Origin of the sequence: Methylobacterium sp. WL19, assembly GCF_008040005.1 — a bacterium.
GTDB classification, from domain to species: Bacteria; Pseudomonadota; Alphaproteobacteria; order Rhizobiales; family Beijerinckiaceae; genus Methylobacterium; species Methylobacterium bullatum.
Genome location: NZ_VRVC01000005.1, coordinates 17,432 through 36,694 on the forward strand (window position 1 = coordinate 17,432; position 19,263 = coordinate 36,694).

General features: G+C 66.1%; 17 protein-coding genes. 6 read left to right on the forward strand and 11 right to left on the reverse strand.

Annotated elements, in window-relative coordinates; translation table 11 throughout:
- Positions 1-34 precede the first annotated feature (34 nt).
- Entirely contained in the window at positions 35-1,429 is a 1,395-nt protein-coding gene (locus FV220_RS02280) for a flagellar hook-basal body complex protein (RefSeq protein ID WP_147829426.1), read from the reverse strand.
- A 245-nt stretch (positions 1,430-1,674) separates the two neighbouring features.
- Here FV220_RS02280 and FV220_RS02285 point away from each other — a divergent pair, with 245 nt between their 5' ends.
- Both FV220_RS02285 and FV220_RS02290 read left to right on the forward strand, forming a co-directional pair.
- Entirely contained in the window at positions 1,675-2,142 is a 468-nt protein-coding gene (locus tag FV220_RS02285; RefSeq protein ID WP_018044868.1) for a BLUF domain-containing protein, read from the forward strand.
- A gap of 55 nt (positions 2,143-2,197) precedes the next feature.
- Positions 2,198-2,650, forward strand: coding sequence for a response regulator (locus FV220_RS02290; protein ID WP_056148076.1), 453 nt, complete (start codon positions 2,198-2,200; stop codon positions 2,648-2,650).
- A gap of 70 nt (positions 2,651-2,720) precedes the next feature.
- Here the strand turns inward: FV220_RS02290 and rsmA are convergent, their stop codons facing one another.
- The 5 genes from rsmA to lptF are packed head-to-tail and all read right to left on the reverse strand — an operon-like array spanning position 2,721 to position 9,605.
- Positions 2,721-3,557 (reverse strand): 16S rRNA (adenine(1518)-N(6)/adenine(1519)-N(6))-dimethyltransferase RsmA, encoded by an 837-nt coding sequence (gene rsmA / locus FV220_RS02295; RefSeq protein WP_056148080.1) that lies wholly within the window; start codon positions 3,555-3,557, stop codon positions 2,721-2,723.
- Entirely contained in the window at positions 3,554-4,573 is a 1,020-nt protein-coding gene (gene pdxA / locus FV220_RS02300) for a 4-hydroxythreonine-4-phosphate dehydrogenase PdxA (protein ID WP_147829428.1), read from the reverse strand. Before pdxA ends, rsmA begins: the two co-directional genes overlap by 4 nt.
- 49 nt (positions 4,574-4,622) lie before the next feature.
- A complete protein-coding gene (locus tag FV220_RS02305) occupies positions 4,623-7,280 on the reverse strand; it encodes an LPS-assembly protein LptD (protein WP_056148086.1) in 2,658 nt (885 codons plus the stop codon).
- A 56-nt stretch (positions 7,281-7,336) separates the two neighbouring features.
- Positions 7,337-8,425, reverse strand: coding sequence for an LPS export ABC transporter permease LptG (lptG, locus tag FV220_RS02310; RefSeq protein ID WP_147829430.1), 1,089 nt, complete (start codon positions 8,423-8,425; stop codon positions 7,337-7,339).
- Positions 8,426-8,435: 10 nt separating this feature from the next.
- Positions 8,436-9,605: an LPS export ABC transporter permease LptF gene (lptF, locus tag FV220_RS02315; protein WP_056148089.1), complete on the reverse strand. Its 1,170-nt coding sequence runs from the start codon at positions 9,603-9,605 to the stop codon at positions 8,436-8,438.
- Positions 9,606-9,843: 238 nt separating this feature from the next.
- Here lptF and FV220_RS02320 point away from each other — a divergent pair, with 238 nt between their 5' ends.
- The 4 genes from FV220_RS02320 to msrP all read left to right on the forward strand — a co-directional run bounded on the left by FV220_RS02320 (position 9,844) and on the right by msrP (position 15,022).
- On the forward strand, positions 9,844-11,340 hold the full coding sequence (locus FV220_RS02320; protein WP_147829432.1) for a leucyl aminopeptidase: 1,497 nt from the start codon (positions 9,844-9,846) through the stop codon (positions 11,338-11,340).
- Positions 11,341-11,414: 74 nt separating this feature from the next.
- Positions 11,415-12,116: a hypothetical protein gene (locus FV220_RS02325; protein WP_246689364.1), complete on the forward strand. Its 702-nt coding sequence runs from the start codon at positions 11,415-11,417 to the stop codon at positions 12,114-12,116.
- Positions 12,117-12,220: 104 nt separating this feature from the next.
- Positions 12,221-13,924 (forward strand): AMP-binding protein, encoded by a 1,704-nt coding sequence (locus FV220_RS02330; protein ID WP_147829437.1) that lies wholly within the window; start codon positions 12,221-12,223, stop codon positions 13,922-13,924.
- 141 nt (positions 13,925-14,065) lie between these two features.
- On the forward strand, positions 14,066-15,022 hold the full coding sequence (gene msrP / locus FV220_RS02335) for a protein-methionine-sulfoxide reductase catalytic subunit MsrP (RefSeq protein WP_056148098.1): 957 nt from the start codon (positions 14,066-14,068) through the stop codon (positions 15,020-15,022).
- 12 nt (positions 15,023-15,034) lie between these two features.
- Here the strand turns inward: msrP and FV220_RS02340 are convergent, their stop codons facing one another.
- The 5 genes from FV220_RS02340 to greA all read right to left on the reverse strand — a co-directional run bounded on the left by FV220_RS02340 (position 15,035) and on the right by greA (position 19,240).
- The gene (locus FV220_RS02340; RefSeq protein ID WP_026176123.1) at positions 15,035-15,925 is read right to left on the reverse strand and encodes a LysR family transcriptional regulator; all 891 of its coding nucleotides are present in this window, start codon (positions 15,923-15,925) and stop codon (positions 15,035-15,037) included.
- Positions 15,926-16,157: 232 nt separating this feature from the next.
- Entirely contained in the window at positions 16,158-17,132 is a 975-nt protein-coding gene (trxB, locus tag FV220_RS02345) for a thioredoxin-disulfide reductase (protein WP_147829439.1), read from the reverse strand.
- Between the two features lie 14 nt (positions 17,133-17,146).
- Positions 17,147-18,175 carry a mitochondrial fission ELM1 family protein gene (locus FV220_RS02350; protein WP_018044855.1) on the reverse strand — a complete coding sequence of 343 codons (1,029 nt, stop codon included), beginning with the start codon at positions 18,173-18,175 and terminating at the stop codon, positions 17,147-17,149.
- Between the two features lie 34 nt (positions 18,176-18,209).
- Complete coding sequence (locus tag FV220_RS02355) at positions 18,210-18,746, reverse strand: hypothetical protein (protein ID WP_147829443.1); 537 nt, start codon at positions 18,744-18,746, stop codon at positions 18,210-18,212.
- Positions 18,747-18,763: 17 nt separating this feature from the next.
- Positions 18,764-19,240, reverse strand: a complete 477-nt coding sequence (gene greA, locus FV220_RS02360) for a transcription elongation factor GreA (protein ID WP_187273304.1) — start codon at positions 19,238-19,240, stop codon at positions 18,764-18,766.
- Positions 19,241-19,263 lie beyond the last annotated feature (23 nt).

Genomic DNA, 19,263 nt, shown 5'->3' on the forward strand with positions numbered 1-19,263 from the left:
TGCCCTCCCTTTACGTCACCGGAAACCTCGGAACTCAGCGGATGATATTGATCAACGAGGACATCATGTCCTGCGCGGTCGAAATGACCTTCGTGTTCGCAGAATAGGCCTGTTGGGTTACGATCATCTTAGAAAATTCGCTCGCAATGTCCGTATTCGACTGCTCGATATTCTGGCCTTCGATCGTCGTGCCATTGAGGCCAACCAGGGGATTCCCTGAATCGAGCGTCTGCCGATAATTTCCTGATGAGTCTGCCTTCAACCCGTCGGGGTTTGTGAACTGCACAACCTTGACTTTAGCAATAGTAACAGAATTTCCGTTGCTGTAGTTAGCAACGACATCTCCATCTTCGCTGATATAGCTGTCTTTGTATGAGCCTGATGTAAATCCGTCCTGATTAAGCTTCGATGTTACAACTTCCCCTTTTCCGAAAGCCGTTAATCCCTGGCCATAATTGATGGTGATCGGTCCGAGAGCCACACCGTCGATCGTCGGCGCGGCGAGCGTGATGGATCCCCCATCTGGCTTCAGGAGCGTGCCGCCCGCGTCGAATTCGAAGGCTGTTCCCGCGTTCTTCCATGAAGAGTCCGCACCGCTCACCGTAGTGTCGTTGGCGTAGAATAAATTCCATACGGCATTCTTTGCGGGAACTGCAGTTGTAGTGCCATCATCGTTCGTAATCGTTGTGGCTGCAGCTGCGTCTTGAATTTTTGTCCATACTGTTTTCAGGTCTACAGGTGCTCCAATGGCGGAGTATGTCGTCAGCATTGGACCTGCCATACTGCCGTCCATGAGTTTTTTTGCCTCAACTCCCGAGGCAACGGTTCCGCCTCCCACTCCCGTCAGTACGATCGGATTAGGGTTGCCAGCAAGGCCCGTTCCAACCAGATCTTTAGAGGGGGCTTGTGGAAGCTCCGCCGCATAGTTGATCGCGCTCGTTGCCTTACCGGGGATAGGCAATTTCGAGATCTGGATCGGACCTTGGCTTGTGGCGTTGCCCGTGATGGGGTTCAGATTGGTCCCGGTGAGGTAGGCGCCGCCACCGTTGCGGAGATAGCCTTCGTCGTCCGGCTTGAAGTCGCCTCGGCGTGTGTAAAGATTTTCCGGCGAGAACGAGGTCTGGCCGTTGACGTCACTGGTCTTCGTCTGCACGGCGAAGAAGCCCGGTCCATTCAAGGCAATGTTGGTCGGTGTCTCGGTCGCGATGATGTTGCCCTGGATCGAGTTGGTCAGGACGGAATTCGCCCTGACGCTGCCAGAGACCTGACGGCTGGGTGCCTGCTCGGCGACGAGGTCGACGAAGCTGGTATCGACCCGCTTGAAGCCCGTGGTCTGCGAGTTGGCGATGTTGCCGGAGATGTTCTCGAGGGAGAAGCCCTGGGCCTTCATGCCCGAGACCGCCGTCTGCAACGCGGAAAACACATCCATGACCGGCAACCTTTGTTGAAAATAATGTGGACCGAGATCGGTTCATGCCATCATCCGCAAGCGGGATGCCAAATCTAACTCATTGAAAATACAAGATTAGTTCTTTAGATGGCCGGCAAGAACCGACATTTGCCTGGAATGCCCCGGCAGCTTTTGCCGGTTTCGTGATAGAGTGCCGGCGTCGTTTACCCAGCGTTATGCCCAGGTCGGTTATCGTCGGGCCGTTGGCGCAACGGAGAGGGATCATGAAGAGCAAGCGGACGACCCTCGTCCATCTCATCTATTTCTCGCGCCTCAATCTCGCCGCCGATGCGGCGGGCCGGACTCGCCAGCTCGGCGAGATCACGCGGCAGGCGCAGAAGAAGAACGAATTCTCCGTCATCACGAGCTTCCTGCTGGTGGAGCAGAATTTCGCCGCCCAGATCATCGAAGGCGAGCGCACCTCCGTGAACGACACCTTCGGACGGATCAGCAACGATACCCGGCATCGCGACGTGCAGATCGTCGAGTGGCGCGAGATCGTGAAGCGGGAATTCGTCAATTCGTTCGTGACCGTCATCCGCAACCCGGCGAACGACGCGATCTTCCAGAAGGCCGGCCTGCTGCCGATGTTTCAGCGCGGCACTCCGAAAGGCGGGGTGATCCATTCTCTCGCCGTTGCCCTGCAGGCCGAATCGCTGGCCAAACAGGGCATCGACCATCTCTTCGTCTGATGCTGCGTCCCAGCCTTCCTGATGTCGGATATCCGACTTTGAGCTTCGAAAGCCCATGAGTGAGACCCCACCGATCCTGATCGTCGACGATCAGGAGAAACTGCTGAAGCTGGTCATCCTGCTGATGACGCGGATCGGTTTCCCCGATGTCGACGGCGTGACCAGCGGTCCCGAAGCGCTGGAGCGTTTGCGCGAGCGCAAATACGCCCTTGTGATCTCGGACCTGATGATGGAGCCGATGGACGGGCTGACGCTCCTGCGCGAGATCCGCGGCGACGACGCGCTCATGAACACGCCCTTCATCCTCACCGAGGCGTCGTTCGATTTCGAGGACATCAACCTCGCGCACCAGGCCGGCGCCGATGCCTTCATCCTGAAGCCGTTCGACATGTCCGTGCTGAAATCGAAGCTGAAACAGGTGATCAACCGCAAGCCGCGCCGGCGCGAGGCGCCGCTGGCCGCCGAATCGGCCTTGAACGTCGATTTCCCGATGCTCGGCAAGTTCTGAACGATTACGGCCGTCGCCCCTGCGGCGGCCCCGCCTGGACAACCACACGGCGTCGTCGTCCGGGCGGGCTTCAGTCCAGCGCCCGTGCCATCGCGACGAAGCCCGAGACTGGCACCTCTTCCGCCCTGGCCGTCTCGGGGATCCCCGCCGCGTCAAGCAGGCGCGCCGGGTCGGGCGTTGCCGCTTTCAGGCTCTGGCGCAACATTTTGCGGCGCTGGCCGAACGCCGCCCGTGTCACCCGTTCGAGTGCCGTCACCGAACAGGGCAGGGGGGCGAGCCTCGGCCTGAGGTGCACGACGCTCGATGTCACCTTGGGGGGCGGCACGAAAGCCGAGGGCGCCACGTCGAACAGGATGTTCGCCTCGGTGCGCCAGCCGCACAGGACGCCCAAGCGCCCGTAATTCGCCCGGTCGGATTCGTCCGCGACGATCCGCTCGGCGACCTCGCGCTGAAACATCAGCGTGAGGGAGTCCCACCATGGCGGCCAGGCCGCTTCGGTGAGCCAGCCTGTCAGCAGGGGGGTTCCGACATTGTAGGGAAGGTTGGCGACGATCCGCACCTTTCCTTCACCGACGAGGGGGCGCGGATCGAATTTCAGCGCGTCGGCATCGACCACGTCGAGGCGGCCCGGATAATGCGCGGCGATCTCGGCCAGCGCCGGCAGGGCGCGGGGGTCGCGCTCGATGGCGACTACGCGGGCGGCACCGGCAGAGAGGAGGGCGCGGGTCAGGCCGCCGGGGCCCGGCCCCACCTCCACCACCGTGACCCCTTCCAGCGGGCCGGCGGCGCGGGCGATCCGCCCGGTGAGGTTGAGGTCGAACAGGAAGTTCTGCCCCAGCGCCTTCTTCGGAGCGAGATCGTGCTTCAGCACGACCTCGCGCAGGGGGGGAAGCCCGTCCTCGCTCATGCCTGTTGCCCCGCGAGTCTGGCGGCGAGCCGCAGGGCGCCCGTCAGACTGTCCGGCCGCGCCACGCCCTTGCCCGCGATGTCGAAGGCGGTGCCGTGATCGGGCGAGGTCCGGATGAAGGGCAGACCCAGCGTGACGTTGACGCCATCGTCGAAGGCGATGGTCTTGATCGGGATCAGGGCCTGGTCGTGGGTCGGCGTCAGCGCGACGTCGTAGGCCGCCCGGGCGCGGGGATGGAACAGCGTATCCGCCGGAAGCGGGCCTCTGATGTCGATCCCTTCGTCCTGGAGCTGCGCCACGGCGGGTTCCAGAACGTCGCGGTCTTCCGTCCCCATCGTGCCGGCCTCACCCGCATGGGGGTTCAGCCCCGACAAGACGAGGCGGGGATGGGGGATGCCGAAGCGTTCCGTCAGGTCCCGCGCCACGATGCGTGCCGTCCGGACCACGAGGTCCTGCGTCAACAGATCGGGCACGCGGCGAAGGGCGACGTGGATCGTCACCGGAACCACCGCCAGCGTCTCGCTCCACAACATCATCACGGGGAGCGGCGCGGCCTTGCCGGGCTCCGCCGCCAGGGCCGCGAGGAACTCGGTATGGCCGGGATAGGCGAAGCCGACGCTGGTCAGGACGTATTTCGCGATCGGATTGGTGACGAGGGCGATCGCTTCGCCGGACCGGACCAGACCGACCGCCGTCATGATCGATTCGAGGGTCGCGCCGGCATCGGCCGCGCTCGGCCGTCCCGCCACGGCGCCGACACGCGTGCCGCTCGGCAGGGGCATGACCGGGAGCGCGCGCGAAAAGACCTCGACCGCGAGATCGGGTCCGACCTCCGCCACCGGCACCTGAAAGCCGAGGCTGCTCGCCCGCGCCTCAATGAAATCGGGATCGCCGATGAGGAAGAACGGCGGAAGCCCGGCCCCTTCGTCCCGGGCCAGCCAGGCCATGAGGGCGATCTCCGGCCCGATACCGGCGGGATCGCCCATCGTGAGCGCAATGGGTCTGTGCACCGTCATGGCCTGCTGTCGTCGCCGGAAGAAGGCGAGGCCGGGTTCTCGCCCGATCTCACCGGGTCGCCGCGATGCCGTCGGCCGTGCTCGCGATGTTGACGTTCTGCCGCAGGTCGACTTCGCCGAGGGTCTTCAACTCGACGCGCAGCAGCACGGTGCGGTTGCGCTCCGTGACGCCCAGGGCCGCGGCCGTCGGAGAGACGATGTAGTTGAGCGAGAAGGTGGTGCACTCGTCCTGATAACCGCCGCCGATGCTCAATCCGGCGAGGTTGGCGCGGCCGGGATTGGTATAGACCGGCGCCGCGCCCACGGGATTGGCGAGATAGGAGGTGTAGGCGTTGGCGAAATTATCGCGCACGTCGAGATAGTGCGTGAGATCGACGAGGGCCGAGCCGGTGACGAACCAGTTCGGGGTAATGTGGTAGGTCGCCGAGGCGGTCAGGCCCTCTCTGCGGTTGTTGAAACCGAGCAGGGGCTGGGCGGCGTAGTAGGAATAGAACATCGACAGGTCGATGGGCGCGAAGGGGTTGAGGCGCGCGATGACGCCCGTCTCCAGGCGGTTGACGGTGAAGTCCCGCTGCTCGAACCGCGCACGGGTGACGAAGCTGATGTTCTGGTTGGGCGAGAGCTGGAAGCGTCCGACATAATCGGATTCCCGGCGCTCCAGGCCGGAATCGAGGCCGACATTGGCCAGATCGCCCCGACGGAACGAGTTGACCCCGGCGACCTGGATGGATTCGCCGAACATCACGTTCGCGTACCAGCCCGACGGCGTCACCACCGAGTATTGCGCGCCGAGATTGGTGCGGACGCCGCCTTCGACACGGTCGTAGCCGGAGAACTTGTCCCACTCGAACAGCGACGTGTCGTCGAAGACGAGGCTCTGCGCGTCCTCGTTGGGCAGGCGGCCGATATGCGTTTCGCTCGGACGGATCACGACCTGCGCGATGGGTTCGAGGGTGTGGACGCCGAGGGGGCCGAAATTGCTCACGAAGGGATAGCGGTAATCGAGACCCACCGCCGGCATCACCCGCCCTGAGAAATCCGAATCCGTGGTGCTGATCGTCTGCGCGAGGGCGTTCTGATAGCCGGAATTGCGCGGATCGACGAAGAAGGCGTCCGTGCGCAGATAGGCGAACGGGGTGAAGACCTGGCCGGCATCGTCGATGAAGGTCCGGCGCCATGACAGCTGCGCGGATGCGCGGGTGTTGCTCCCCGACAGGCCGCGGATGATGCAGGTGCTGCGCGTGAAGGTGGTGCAGGTCTCGTAGAGCGAGTAGGTCGTCCCGTTGACCGTGGGATTGAAGTAGTAGGAGCCCGTGCGCGGAATCGCCTGGAAATCCGTGGCTTCACGGTCGAGATGGGTGATGTTGGCCTCGAAACGCACTTCGCCGCCGAGGAAGCCCGGACCGTTGATGCGCTTGTCGTAATCGATCACCGGCGCGACGACCGGCTGCTCCTTCTGCCAATCGTAGCTCGACAGACCCTTGAAATAGTAGGCGCGCGCCTCGAACCAGGAGCGGTCGCCCTGGCCGATCAGGTAGGCCGTCGAGACCGCCTCACGGAAGTAATCCGTGGTGATGCTCGAATTGCGGACGCGGTAATTGTCGAGGAACCACTTGTCGGTGACGCCGACCACGTCCCAGCCCGTGCGCCACCGGTCGTTGATGTAGAACTGGCCCGTGGTCTCGATCGAACCACGGAAGTCGCGGTCTCCCGCGCCGAGCGGCCCGGGAAGGAAGGCGCTGGGCGTCGTTTGGAAGATGCCGCTGGCGCGGATGGTGTAAGTTCCGGTGTCGAGCCGGTGACGCAGCTCACCCTGGCCGAGGATACCCTGCTCGCTCAGGAAGGACGGCGTCAGGGTGATGTCGAAATTCGGCGCGACGTTGATGAAGAACGGCGTCGAGATGCCACTGCCGAGGGCGGTGGAGGTGATGAAGCGCGGCGTGAGGAAGCCGGTCTTGCGCTTCACCGTCGGGTCCGGCGCCTCGAAATAGGGCAGGTAACCGACGGGGATACCGGCGATCTCGAGGGTCGATTCCTCGAACCCGATCGTGTGAGTCTCGTTGTTGTGGATGATCTTGGCGGCGCGCACCTGCCACAGAGGCGGCGTCTCCGGATTGTTCTTGCACGGCTCGCAGGCGGTGTAGGTGCCGGATTCGAAGGTCGTCTGTTCGCCGTCCACCCGCTCGCCGCGCGGCGCGGAGAAACGCGTGCGGACCGGCTGGCCCCGCATTTCCACGGTCTGCTGGATGCGCAGGGCGTCGACGAACCCGTTCCGGAAATCGTCCGTCAGTTCCATCGTGTCGCCGGTCACGACGGCGCCGGTCTCGTCGGTGAGACGGACGTTGCCCTCGGCGAAGACGCGGCTGCTGGCCCTGTCATAACGCACGCGGTCGGCCTGCAGGGTGCGCGGGCCGTAATGCAGTTCGGCATTGCCGCGCGCCGTGACGGTGTTGTTGTCGTTGTCGTAGATCAGCTCGGCGGCCTCGACGAGGAGCCGCTCGGCCGGCTTGCCCGTGGGGGCAGGAGCGGGCTGCGCGGCGGCCTTGGGTGCCACAGCGGATTTGGGCGCCGCAGCCTTGCGGGCCTGGCCCCTGTCGCTCTGGCCGGCAGCCTGCGCGCTCGCACCATCGGAGCCGAGCGTGAGCGCGGCGCCGGAGACGAACGCCAGTAACCCGGCGAGCTTCGCGATGTCGGAGACTGTACGCAACCCGTGTCCCAACCTCTGCCTCGGCCTCGTTTCGCGTCCCGTCACCGACAACGGCATCAGCCGTCCTCCTGATAGAGAAGCGTGAGCGTACCGAGAAGACTCCCTACCACGGCCGGGAACCATGCCGCCACCGGGGGCGACACGATGCCTGATGCGCCGAGGCCTTCCATGACCTGCCGCGCGACGTAGAGGAAGAACCCCGCCGCCACACCGCCAAGCACAAGCTTGCCCACTCCACCAAAGCGGAAGAACCTTAAGGAAACGCTGGCTGCCACGAGCACCATGGCAACAAAGAGAACGGGCCTCGCCATGAGGACATCATACTGGAGTCGGTAGCGCGTCGCATCCAACCCCGCCCTCTCCGTGCGTGCGATGGTATCGTTCAGTTGCCAGAAAGGCACAGATTCCGGGGGTGTGAAGCGCTGCTTCACCTGTCCGGCGTCGAGGTTCGAGGCGAGAATGTAGGTGTCGTAACTCTCGGGGGGCTGGCCCTTGGTGAGGAGCCGCGCGTCCTGAAGGGTCCAGTATCCGTCATGCAGCGTCGCGCGTGCGGCCTCGATCTGCGACACGAAGACCCCGGCCTCGTCGAACGTATAGACCGACACGCCGGCCAGGGTGGTCGTGCCCTCGATCGCCGTCCCGGCACGCAGGATCGCCTGGCCGTCGAGGCTGTTCTGGCGAATCCACAGGTCCTTGCCGGAATTCGCCTTCGTGGATTTCGCGAAGATCCTCGCCTCGATTTCGGTGGATCGCTGCTTCATCGCGGCGGAGACCGGATTGTAGATCCCCACCGTGAAGGCGCCGATGGCCAGCGCCACCAGGATGCCGGGCTGGAGGAACTGCCAGGCCGAGATGCCCGCGGCCCGCGCCACCACGAGTTCGAGCTTGCGCGACAGCTGGAGCAGCGCCGCCATGGAGCCGAACAGGATCGCGAAGGGCAGCACGCCCTCGGCCACCGCCGGGGTGCGATAGAGCGAGAGCTGCGCCATCAAACTTGTGGACGCGCCCTCCGTGTCGCCCGCCCGGCGCAGCAATTCGACGAAATCCAGCGTGTAGACCAAGGCGAAGACGGTGATGAACACGCCGAGCACCGTGCGCAGGAAGCGCAGGGCGAAGTAGCGTCCGAGGGTGAAGCCGATCATCATGGCGGCGTCCTCACCCGTCGCCGAGGCGCGGTCGACGCATCACGGCGCGGCCGAGATTCGAGAGGGTCCTGGAGACGCGCGCGTTCCAGTCCCGCACCGCGGCACCGTTGAAGACGATCAGGCAGGAAATCGCCAGCGCCAGGGCGGGGGCGGCGTAGATCGCGACGACGGCGCCCTGGCTTCGCACCGCCGCGCTGCTGGCCGCGAAGCCCGCGATGCGCAGGACGATGACGGCGACGACGGCGCCCGCCATGGCGAGGCCGCGCCCCTGGCGCGTGGTGCGCGGGTCGCCGAGTGCCGCGAAAGCGATGAGGGTCAGGGCGAGCGGGTAGAGCCAGGCCGAGAGCCGGTCGTGCACTTCCGCGCGGAAGCGGCCCTTCTGCGACTGGTAATAGGTCTCGGTCGTATCGGGGAAGAGAAGCTGCGCCGTCGACCGTTCGCGCGGCTTGTAGACGGTCTCGCCGTCCGGGGGGGTGAAGGCCGCGAGGTCCACCGTGTAGCGCTCGAAGGTGATGATCGAGGAATCCCGAGAATCCTTCTGCTGCCGGTGGATGCTGCCCTTCTCAAGGGCGAGGTAGCTCTGGCCCTCGTAATCCACAGCCTGACCCTGCTCGGCGAGATAGACCACCGTCTTTCCGGCCTCGCGCTTGTCCTGGATGAAGATGCCCTGCAGCGTTCCGCCCGGGCCGCGCTCGCGGAAATGGAAGGTGATGCCGCTGTCGAGCTCGGTGAACTGGCCCTCCTTCACCACGTTCGCGATGAAGTCGCCGCGCACGCGGGTCAGCACGTCGCGCAGTTCCTGGAACGAGGACGGCATCACCTGGATGGTGAGGAAGGCGACGCCGGCGCTCACGATGAGCCCCAGAGTGAGGAACGGGCGAAGGATGCGCCGCGGCTGCATGCCGGCCGCCGACATGACAATGAGCTCGGAATCGCCGTTCAGCCGGTTCAGGGCGTAGACCACGGCGATGAACAGGGCCACGGGCGCGATCACGGTGATCAGCGTCGGCACCGATAATCCGGTGATCAGGAAGAAGACGATGAGGGTCTGGCCCTTGGCCGTGATCAGGTCGAGTTCGCGCAGGGCCTGCGTCACCCAGATCGTGCCCGTGAGGCCGATCAGGCAAGCGAGGAAGGCCCCGGCCGCGATCCTGAATATGTAGCGCTCGATCTGCGTCATCGGATCTCGTGGCGGGCCTTACGCGCGGCTTGCGTGGGACGCGTCCCACGGGCCTTCCTCATGCCCCCCGGCATCGCACCCGTCCACCGATGTCGATCGCCTTGGGGCGCTTCAAATCAGGCGCTTTCGCGGCGGCCGGATCGCGTTGCGTTCTTCGCATCAACGGGTACACAGGGAGCGTCGCGGCGCCGTGTGTCGGGCCGCACGGACCAATTCAGACCTTCGGAAAGCGTGACTTATGGCGGACGGTATCACGATCGCATTCGGGCCGCTCGGCCCGGTCGGCCACGGCGACATCGTTCTCTTCGTCGGAGATGATCTGGCCCTTTCGCCCACGGTCGCGCAGGCGCTTGGCCGCGGCGCGGCCGACCTGCTGGCGCGCGCCGCCGCGAGCGAGCGGTTCAAGGGCAAGTCGCTGACGTCCCTGGCACTCCCGGCCCCCGCCGGGATCGATGCCGACCGGCTCCTCGTCATCGGCCTCGGTTCGGAGAAGGACCGCGCCAAGATCGATTGGCCGGCTCTGGGCGGCTATGCGGCCAGCAAGGTGAGCGGCCGCCAGGCCCATGTCGCCCTCGATTGGCCAGGCTCCTCGGTGAGCCCCGCGAACGCCGCCGATTTCGCCCTCGGCGCGCGTCTGCGCGTCTACAGCTTCGACCGCTACAAGACGAAGAAGAAGCCGGAGGGCGAGGAAGCCCGCGTCACCGCGCTCACCCTCATGGTCGCCGATCCCTCGGCGACGGAGGCGGCTTCCAAGGTCTCGGAGGCCGTGGCCGGCGGCGTCCTCCTGGCGCGTGAACTCATCAACGAGCCGCCGAACGTTCTCTATCCCGAGGAATTCGCGCGGCGCGCCGAGGAACTGACCAAGCTCGGCGTCGAGGTCGAGGTTCTCGGTCCCGGCAAACTCGAGGCCCTCGGCATGGGAGCGCTCCTCGCCGTCGCGCAGGGCTCCACGCGCGAGGCCCGCGTCGTGGTCATGCGCTGGAACGGCGGCGACGATGCGTCGGAAGCGCCGATCGCCTTCATCGGCAAGGGCGTCTGCTTCGATTCCGGCGGCATCTCGATCAAGTCCGCCGGCGGCATGGAAGACATGAAAGGCGATATGGGCGGCGCCGCCTGCGTCGTCGGCACGATGTTCGCGCTCGCCTCGCGCAAGGCGAAGGTCAACGCCATCGGCGCCATCGGCATCGTCGAGAACATGCCGGACGGCAACGCCATGCGCCCGGCCGACATCGTCACCTCCATGTCCGGCCAGACCATCGAGATCATCAACACCGACGCCGAGGGGCGCCTCGTCCTCGCCGACGTGATCTGGCACGTGCAGAGTGCCTACAAGCCGAAATTCATGATCGATCTGGCGACCCTCACCGGGGCGATCATCGTCGCCCTCGGCCAGGACATCGCCGGCATGTTCTCCAACGACGATGCGCTCGCCGCCAAGATCGCCGCCGCCAGCGAGGCCACCGGCGAGGCGGTGTGGCGGATGCCGCTGATCCCGGCCTACGACAAGGCCATCGACTCGAAATTCGCCGACATGAAGAACACCGGCGGGCGCCATGGCGGCGCGGCCACCGCCGCGTCCTTCATCAAGCGCTACGTCAACGACGTGCCGTGGGCGCATCTCGACATCGCCGGTGTCGCGATGTCGTCGAGCCCCAGCGAGATCAATCGGAGCTGGGGCGCCGGCTGGGGTGTGCGTCTCCTCGACCGGCTCGTGCGCGACAATTACGAGGCGTGATGGCGTCCGGCGGCGCGTCCGCGGTGCTTGTCCCGGCCGCCGCCTCTCCTCCCGCAGCCGCGGCACTGTCTGTCATGGCTGCGGCACTTCCGGTCATCGCTGCGGTGCTCGCGGTCTGCGCCACGGCCCTCGCCGGCCTGAGCCAGGCTTCGGCGCTGCCGCCCGATCTGGCGGCGCGGTTCTACGGGTTCTTCCTGCTGCAATACCCGCTCTTCACCTTCGCGCTGATCTACGCTCTCGCGCGGATCGTCGCGATGGCGGCGACGGGCACGGCGTCCCTGCCCAGGCGCATCGCCGGGGCCTTGGCGGGGGCCGCGCTGCTCCTCGCCCTCGGCCTCTATCCGACCTTCGGCGGTCTCGTTCTCCGGGCGGGCTTCGCCACCGGCGGCATGACCTTCCTCACCTACCAGCCCATGAATGCCGCCTTTGCGATCGGCGCCGCGGCGTCGGCTTTCGTCTTCGGGTCGGCCTTGGCCGTGAGCCGGATCCTGATCGGCGGTGGTGCGTCCGCCCCGTCATGGGGCCGCCGCCTCGCGATCGGTCTCTTCCGCTGCGGAACGGGCTTTCTCGCCCTCTGGTTCGCCTTCGCGGTGATCGGGCAGGCCCATCCGGCCGGTTTCGGGCCATGGCCCCGCCGCGCAATGTCGGCCGGCGAGGCAGGGATGGGCATGTCTCTGGTTCTCGCCGCGTTTCTGCCTCATGCCATACTGGTCTGGCTGGCGCTTCGTGACAGATCGCGTCGGAAGAAACCCGATACACTCTCCGTTGTGGATTGATCCGGTGACAGAGTCGCCGAAAAGATAGTTTACATATGAACAAACGCGGCACAAAGCCGCTGCGCGGATAACAATCTGCCGCGCACATCAGAGGGAGGATCGAGATGATCCAAGGCACGGCCCCCGGGCCGGTTTCCGTGCGCCCATGGCTCTCCATGTATCCGCCCGGCATACCCGCCGAGATCGACGTCGCCAGCCAGCGCACCCTCGTGGACATCCTGCGCCTCAGCACGACGGAATGTGCCGCCCGCCCGGCGATCCGCTGTTTCGGCAAGTCCATCACCTATGCCGAACTCGGCGCCTCCGCCGACGCGATCGCGGCCTGGCTGGTGGCCGAAGGGTTCGGCAAGGGCGACCGGATCGCCGTCATGATGCCGAACGTGCCGGCCTATCCGGCGGCGATCTACGGGATCCTCCTGGCCGGCTGCGTCGTGGTCAACGTCAACCCGCTCTATACCCCGCGCGAACTGACGGTTCAGATCAACGATTCGGGGGCTCGGGCGCTCTTCGTCCTCGAGAATTTCGCCCATACCGTCGCCAGCGCGGGCGCCGATATCGATCTCGGCCGCATCGTCGTCGCCGGACCGGGCGACGGGCTCGGCCTCAAGGGGCGGATCGTCGATCTCGTCTCGCGCCACATCAAGAAGGCGGTGCCTCCCTATCGTCTGCCCGAGGGCAAGACGCTGCGCTTCGAGACGGTCCTGCGCCGCGGCCGAAGCCTGCCGAAAGCGTCGGTGTCGGTCGGGCCGCAGGACCTCGCGTTCCTGCAATATACGGGGGGGACGACGGGCGCCGCCAAGGCCGCCATGCTGACCCATGCCAACGTCGTCGCCAACGTGGCTCAGTGCCGGGTCTGGTTCTGCGTGTCGGAAACCGACGGGGTCGACCGGGTGATGGTCACGGCCCTGCCGCTCTATCACATCTTCGCCCTCACCGGATGCTTCTTCCTGTTCATGAGCATCGGCGGATGCTGCCTGCTCATTCCCAATCCCCGCGACGTGGACGGGTTCGTGAAGACCCTGAAGGGCAACCGCTTCACCCATTTCTCCGGGGTGAACACGCTGTTCAACCTGCTCAACAACCATCCGAAGATCGCGGAGGTGGATTTCTCCAGGATTCATTTCGTCATCGCCGGCGGCATGGCCGTGCAGGCTCCCGTGGCGGCCAGGTGGAAGGCGATCACGGGCAAGTCCATCGTCGAGGGCTACGGGCTTTCCGAAACCTCGCCCGTGGTCTGCGTGAACGACCCTCGGGCGGATTGGACCGGCACGATCGGCTTCCCGGTTCCCTCCACCGATGTGGCGATCCGCGATGCCGAGGGCAGGGACGTCCTACCGGGCGAGCCCGGCGAGCTCTGCGTGCGCGGCCCGCAGGTCATGGCGGGCTACTGGAAGCGGCCGGACGAGACCGCGCGGGCGACGACCGGTGACGGCTATTTCCGCACCGGCGACGTGGCAATCCTCCAGGCGGACGGGCAGGTGCGTATCGTCGACCGGATGAAGGACATGATCCTGGTCTCGGGCTTCAACGTCTATCCGAACGAGGTGGAGGAGATCCTCGTCGGCCATCCCGGCGTGCTCGAATGCGCCGTTATCGGCACGCCATGCGAGGAGACCGGCGAAATGGTCGTCGCGCATGTGGTGCTCAAGGACAGCAGCGTCGGCGTCGAGGCGCTGCGGACCTACGCGCGCCAGCAGCTCACCGGCTACAAGGTGCCGAGGCGCGTGGTCTTCCACGACGCGCTCCCGAAGACCAATGTCGGCAAGGTGCTTCGCCGAGCCCTGCGCGACGCGGCGCCGAGCTCCTGACGAGCCGCCCGATGTAACCGGCGACGGCGTCTCGCCGAACGGTGACGATAAGCCCCGCTTGCACGGATGGGCGGCGGGGCCGATCTTCGTGGGACGAGGCCGCCCTGCGCGGCCATCCCTATTCTTGTTCGAGGACGCCACATGTACATCAAGCGCCGTAGCGGCTGGGAAATGCCTGAGCGCCTCGCCACGCCCGAGAGCGTGTTCCTGAACCGCCGCGCCTTGCTCGGCGGCGCCGCCGGCCTCGCCGCGACGTCCCTCGTGGGCGTCGAGGGCGCCTTCGCCGCCGCCGACCCGACGAGCGGCCTCTACCCGGCCGCGCGCAACGAGGCCTATACGCTGGACCGTCCGCTGACGGCCGAGAAGTTCTCGGCGGATTACAACAACTTCTACGAGTTCGGTACGTCCAAGACCGTGCTGCCGGCGGCCAACGCCCTGAAGACCCGGCCCTGGACCCTCAAGATCGACGGCCTGGTCGAGAAGCCGTTCGAGATCGGGATCGACGATCTCGTCCGCAAGATGACCCTCGAGGAGCGCCTCTACCGCCACCGCTGCGTCGAGGCCTGGTCGATGTCGGTGCCCTGGACGGGCTTCCCGCTCTCGAAGCTCGTGGCCCTGGCGAAGCCCGCATCGGGGGCCAAGTACCTCCGCATGGAAACCTTCATGGACAAGTCCATGGCGCCGGGACAGCGCTCGTTCCTGTATCCCTGGCCCTATGTGGAAGGGCTGACGATGGAGGAGGCCAACAACGACCTCGCCTTCATCGCCACGGGCATCTACGGCAAGCCGCTGGCCAATCAGTTCGGCGCGCCGATCCGCCTCGCGGTGCCGTGGAAGTATGGCTTCAAATCGGTGAAGTCGATCGTGAAGCTGTCCTTCGTCGCCGAGCGGCCGAAGACCTTCTGGGAAGGACTCCAGGCCTCGGAATACGGCTTCTGGGCCAACGTGAACCCGGCGGTCTCACATCCGCGCTGGAGCCAGGCCTCGGAGCGTGTGCTGGGCACCGACCAGCGAGTGCCCACACTGATCTACAACGGCTACGGCGAGCAGGTGGCCGGGCTCTACAAGGGTCTCGAGAACGAGCGCCTGTTCGTCTGAGCGGGCTGCCGGTCAGTAGGTCCAGCGCTGGGCCTTGGCCACGAGGAAGTCGCGGAAGGCCTGCACCCGGGCGACTGAGCGCATCTCCTCGGCATAGACGAGGTAGGACTCCATATGCGGCATCTCGACGTCGCGCAGGACCTGCATGAGGCCGGTCTGCCCCTCCACGGCGTAGTCGGGGAGGATGCCGATGCCGGCACCGGTCTCCATCGCGTTCTGCAGGGCCGCGATGTTGTTCACCGTGAAGTGAATCGTCCTCCGTTCCTGGCCCTCGCGGCCCACCGTCGAGAGCCAGTGGGTCGCCAGCAGGTAGGACGGCTCGTTGCCGCCGAAGGACACGAGGCGGTGGTTGTCGAGATCCGCGATCGCCTTGGGTTCGCCGAACCGCTTCACGTAATCGGCCGAGGCGAAGGCATGGTAGTGGACCGTGAACAGCCGCCGCTGGATCAGGTCGGGCTGGGCCGGGCGCCGCATCCGGACGGCGACGTCCGCTTCGCGCATGGCGAGATCGAGTTCCTCGTTGGTGAGGATGAGTTCGACGCGCACGTCGGGATAGAGGTCGAGGAATTCGGCGACGCGCTGGGCGAGCCACGAGGTGCCGAGGCCCGTCGTCGTCGTCACCTTGAGGTCGCCGCTCGGCCGCTCGCTCGTCTCCACGAGACGCGCCCGGGTGTTCTCCAGGCGCAGCTTCATGTCCCGCGCCGCCCGGAACAGCAGGTCGCCCTGCTCGGTCAGGATGAGGCCCCGCGCATGGCGGTGGAAGAGAGGGGCCTTCAACTCCCGTTCGAGGGCGCTGATCTGCCGGCTCACCGCCGATTGGCTCAGGCCGATATCGTCGCCGGCACGCGTGAAGCTGCCGGCTTCGGCGACGTTGAGGAAGATCCGGATCTTGTCCCAGTCCACGGCGTCCAACCCCCTCACGCAGCCCCGTGCCGATAGCCGGTCGCCAGATGCCGGACCCTGTACGGTCAGGCATCGGCCCTTGCCGTGTCTCGGCGTGCCCGGCCGCCGTTTCATTCGGTTCGGCCGGGCAACATGGGACGCCGAGCCGATGAAACTCGGCTCGTGCTGGTTTTAGGACAACGATCTTGCGATTAGGTTGATGCCCGACGCAAGGCGCCGAACAAAGATTTCCCTATTCCGCTGCAGCCTGCTGTGGGGTTTCGCCGAGTTCGAGGGCCGCGATGTACTTTTCGGCCTCCAGAGCCGCCATGCAGCCCATTCCTGCCGCGGTGATCGCCTGCCGGTAGACATCGTCAGCGACGTCGCCGGCGGCATAGACGCCGGGGATCGCCGTTTCCGTCGTGCCCGGCTTCGTCTCGATGTAGCCGCCGTGACGCATGGCGAGTTGTCCCTCGAAGATCCCCGTCGCCGGCTGATGCCCGATTGCGACGAAGACGCCGTCCGCCTTGAGCTCCGTGATCGCGCCCGAGCGCACGTCCTTCAGGCGCAGATGCGTGACCGAAGGCGGTGACTGGGTGCCGCAGATCTCCTCGATCGCGTGATGCCAGACCACTTCGACGTTGGGATGCTTGAACAGGCGCTCCTGGAGGATGCGCTCGGCACGGAACTCGCCCCGGCGATGCACCACCGTGACCTTCGCGGCGAGGTTGGCGAGATAGAGCGCCTCCTCGACGGCGGTGTTGCCGCCGCCGACGACCACCACCTCCTTGCCGCGAAAGAAGAACCCGTCGCAGGTGGCGCAGGCCGAGACGCCGAAGCCCTGGAACTTGGCCTCGGAGGGAAGGCCGAGCCACTTCGCCTGAGCGCCGGTGGCGATGATGAGGGCGTCGCAGGTGTAGGTCTCGCCGGAATCCGCCTCCAGATGGAACGGTCGCGCCTGCAGATCGACCTTAGTGATGTATTCGGACACGATCTTGGTGCCCACATGCTCGGCCTGGAGCCGCATCTGCTCCATCAGCCACGGACCCTGGATCGGGTCGGCGAAGCCCGGATAATTCTCGACATCGGTGGTGATCATGAGCTGGCCGCCGGGCTGGAAGCCGGAGATCAGCAGCGGCTCGACCATGGCGCGGGCGGCATAGATCGCGGCGGTGTAGCCGGCGGGGCCTGAGCCGATGATGATGAGCTTGGAATGGTGGGGGGCCATGGTTCGGACGTCTCCTACGGCCGCGGCGCAGGTGCCAGCCCGGCGCGGTGCTCGACAAAGGCACGGGCCAGAGCTTCCGCGATGGCCGGTGTCGCGTCGAGGGGGGTGTAATGCAACTCTTCCAGACGACCGGTGAAGGGCTTCAGGGCGCCCGCCATCGCCAGTCCGGCAAAGAGCCGCCTGTGCCGGATGTAGGTCTTCGGGAGATCGAAGAGAAGCACCGGCGCACCGCTGCTCACCGCTTCTCCCACCATGTTGGCGGAATCCGACGTGACCACGATGGCGTCGGCGAGGGCGAGCAGGGAGACGTAGGGGTTCGCCCCCGAGCCGTCCCAGAAGAAGCCGCCCTTCTCCGCGACGAGGCGCTGAAGCGCCGTCCGCAGGGGAGGCGGCGTCCGGCGGGACACCGTGAGCATGAGCGACGATCCGCCATCGGCGAGTTTCGTCAATTTGGCGAGCAGCCGCTTCATGTCGGCTGAACGATAGCTGAGATGGCGGCTGTCGCCGCCGATCAGCACCGCGACGCGAGGCTTCGGCAGTTGCATCAGGCGCGGGTCGGGGGAACGGCGCGCCGCCGCCAGCCGCGCCGCCGTCACCTGATGCGGCGCCGTCAGGGTCGTGAACACGTTCGGCCCGCGAAGGTCGTCGTAATCCGGCACCCAGATGAAATCCGCGGTGTCGTGCCCCGTCCGGGGATCCTTCAGGAAGGCGGTGAAGGTCCGGCCCTTCGATGCCTTGCGGATCGCGCGGAGATAGGGGACCGCGCGGCGTCCCGAGGCGATCACGATCTCGGGAAACGGGCCGGCCAGGGCGCCGCCGCGATGACCGGGTCGGTCGCGCGGGTCGATCGGTCCCCACGGGGCGAGCCAGCCGAAGGGGGGACGGGGCGTGACGCGGTGGATCTCGAAATCGAGGCCGAGGGTTTCCGCGAGGCCGATACACTGGTTCTCGTCACCGGCTTTGCCATCGGTGACGATCCACGCTCCCACATGAGCGAGATCGGGGGCATGGCCGGTGCCGAGTTTCTCTCCAGCAGATCGCATCACGCCGGACGCTCCCGATATCGACATGGCGGCGTCAGTTCGACGGAAATGCCCGGCGCAGCCAGCCGGCATAATGCTGTGCGATCGCGGCGACGCGGCGACGTTCCGAATCCGGATCGTACCACGCCCCGCCCGAGCTCGACGGCAGCGCGGACAGCTGCGGATGCCGGGCCAGCACCTCGCCGCGTCGACCGACGATCAGGGCTTCCCCGTCGAGATAATCGGATTGCGAGCCGCCGCCGAAGCCGCTGCGGCCTCCTTCGCTCCCGGTATAGGGCCGGAGCGACAGGCTCTTGATCCTCACCACGAGAACCGGCCCGGCGCCCCCGATCCTGTCCGCGAATTCGCGGTTCAGCGCGCCGAGGAGATCGTCACGCAAGGCTTCCGCCGGGGCGCCGCCACCTTCCGCCAGGAGCGGCCCCACATCGACGCGGATCGCCGAGAGCCGCGTGGCCCCGAGGGACGACAGACCCTCGGCCAGGGCAGGGGACGTCATGGCCAGGACGGCGACGAGGCCGATCCATGCCCGCCGCCAGCCCGTGACGGACCGGCGAAATACGGTCTGGCGCATGGTCCGAGCCTCGGGCGTCAAACGCCGTACTGTACCGCGACGACCTCGTAGGACTTGCCGCCGCCGGGGGTCGTCACCTCCACCGTGTCCCCGACGCCCTTGCCGATGAGGGCGCGGGCGATGGGGGAGGTGATCGAGACCAGCCCCGAACGGACATCCGCCTCAGGCTCGCCGACGAGCTGGTAGGTCTTCTCTTCCTCGGTATCCTCGTCGACGAGCTTCACCGTGGCGCCGAACTTGATCTTGGTGCCCGACAGCTTGGTGACGTCGATGACCTCGGCCCGGGCGATCATGCTCTCGAGTTCCATCACCCGCCCCTCGTTGTGGGACTGGGCCTCTTTGGCGGCATGATACTCGGCATTCTCCGAGAGGTCGCCGAGCGCCCGAGCCTCGGAGATGGCCTGGATGATGCGCTGACGCTCCACCTGCTGGCGATGCTTCAGCTCGGCTTCCAGCGCAGCGAACCCGCGCACCGTCATCGGAACCTTGTCTATCGTCATCGTCTCGCGCCACAATG

Bases quoted from the DNA above. Each gene is read 5' to 3' on its own strand.
- FV220_RS02280 (WP_147829426.1), bottom strand. From the start codon at position 1,429: ATGGATGTGTTTTCCGCGTTGCAGACGGCGGTCTCGGGCATGAAGGCC.
- FV220_RS02285 (WP_018044868.1), top strand. From the start codon at position 1,675: ATGAAGAGCAAGCGGACGACCCTCGTCCATCTCATCTATTTCTCGCGC.
- FV220_RS02290 (WP_056148076.1), top strand. From the start codon at position 2,198: ATGAGTGAGACCCCACCGATCCTGATCGTCGACGATCAGGAGAAACTG.
- rsmA (WP_056148080.1), bottom strand. From the start codon at position 3,557: ATGAGCGAGGACGGGCTTCCCCCCCTGCGCGAGGTCGTGCTGAAGCAC.
- pdxA (WP_147829428.1), bottom strand. From the start codon at position 4,573: ATGACGGTGCACAGACCCATTGCGCTCACGATGGGCGATCCCGCCGGT.
- lptG (WP_147829430.1), bottom strand. From the start codon at position 8,425: ATGATGATCGGCTTCACCCTCGGACGCTACTTCGCCCTGCGCTTCCTG.
- lptF (WP_056148089.1), bottom strand. From the start codon at position 9,605: ATGACGCAGATCGAGCGCTACATATTCAGGATCGCGGCCGGGGCCTTC.
- FV220_RS02320 (WP_147829432.1), top strand. From the start codon at position 9,844: ATGGCGGACGGTATCACGATCGCATTCGGGCCGCTCGGCCCGGTCGGC.
- FV220_RS02325 (WP_246689364.1), top strand. From the start codon at position 11,415: ATGGCTGCGGCACTTCCGGTCATCGCTGCGGTGCTCGCGGTCTGCGCC.
- FV220_RS02330 (WP_147829437.1), top strand. From the start codon at position 12,221: ATGATCCAAGGCACGGCCCCCGGGCCGGTTTCCGTGCGCCCATGGCTC.
- msrP (WP_056148098.1), top strand. From the start codon at position 14,066: ATGTACATCAAGCGCCGTAGCGGCTGGGAAATGCCTGAGCGCCTCGCC.
- trxB (WP_147829439.1), bottom strand. From the start codon at position 17,132: ATGGCCCCCCACCATTCCAAGCTCATCATCATCGGCTCAGGCCCCGCC.
- FV220_RS02350 (WP_018044855.1), bottom strand. From the start codon at position 18,175: ATGCGATCTGCTGGAGAGAAACTCGGCACCGGCCATGCCCCCGATCTC.
- FV220_RS02355 (WP_147829443.1), bottom strand. From the start codon at position 18,746: ATGCGCCAGACCGTATTTCGCCGGTCCGTCACGGGCTGGCGGCGGGCA.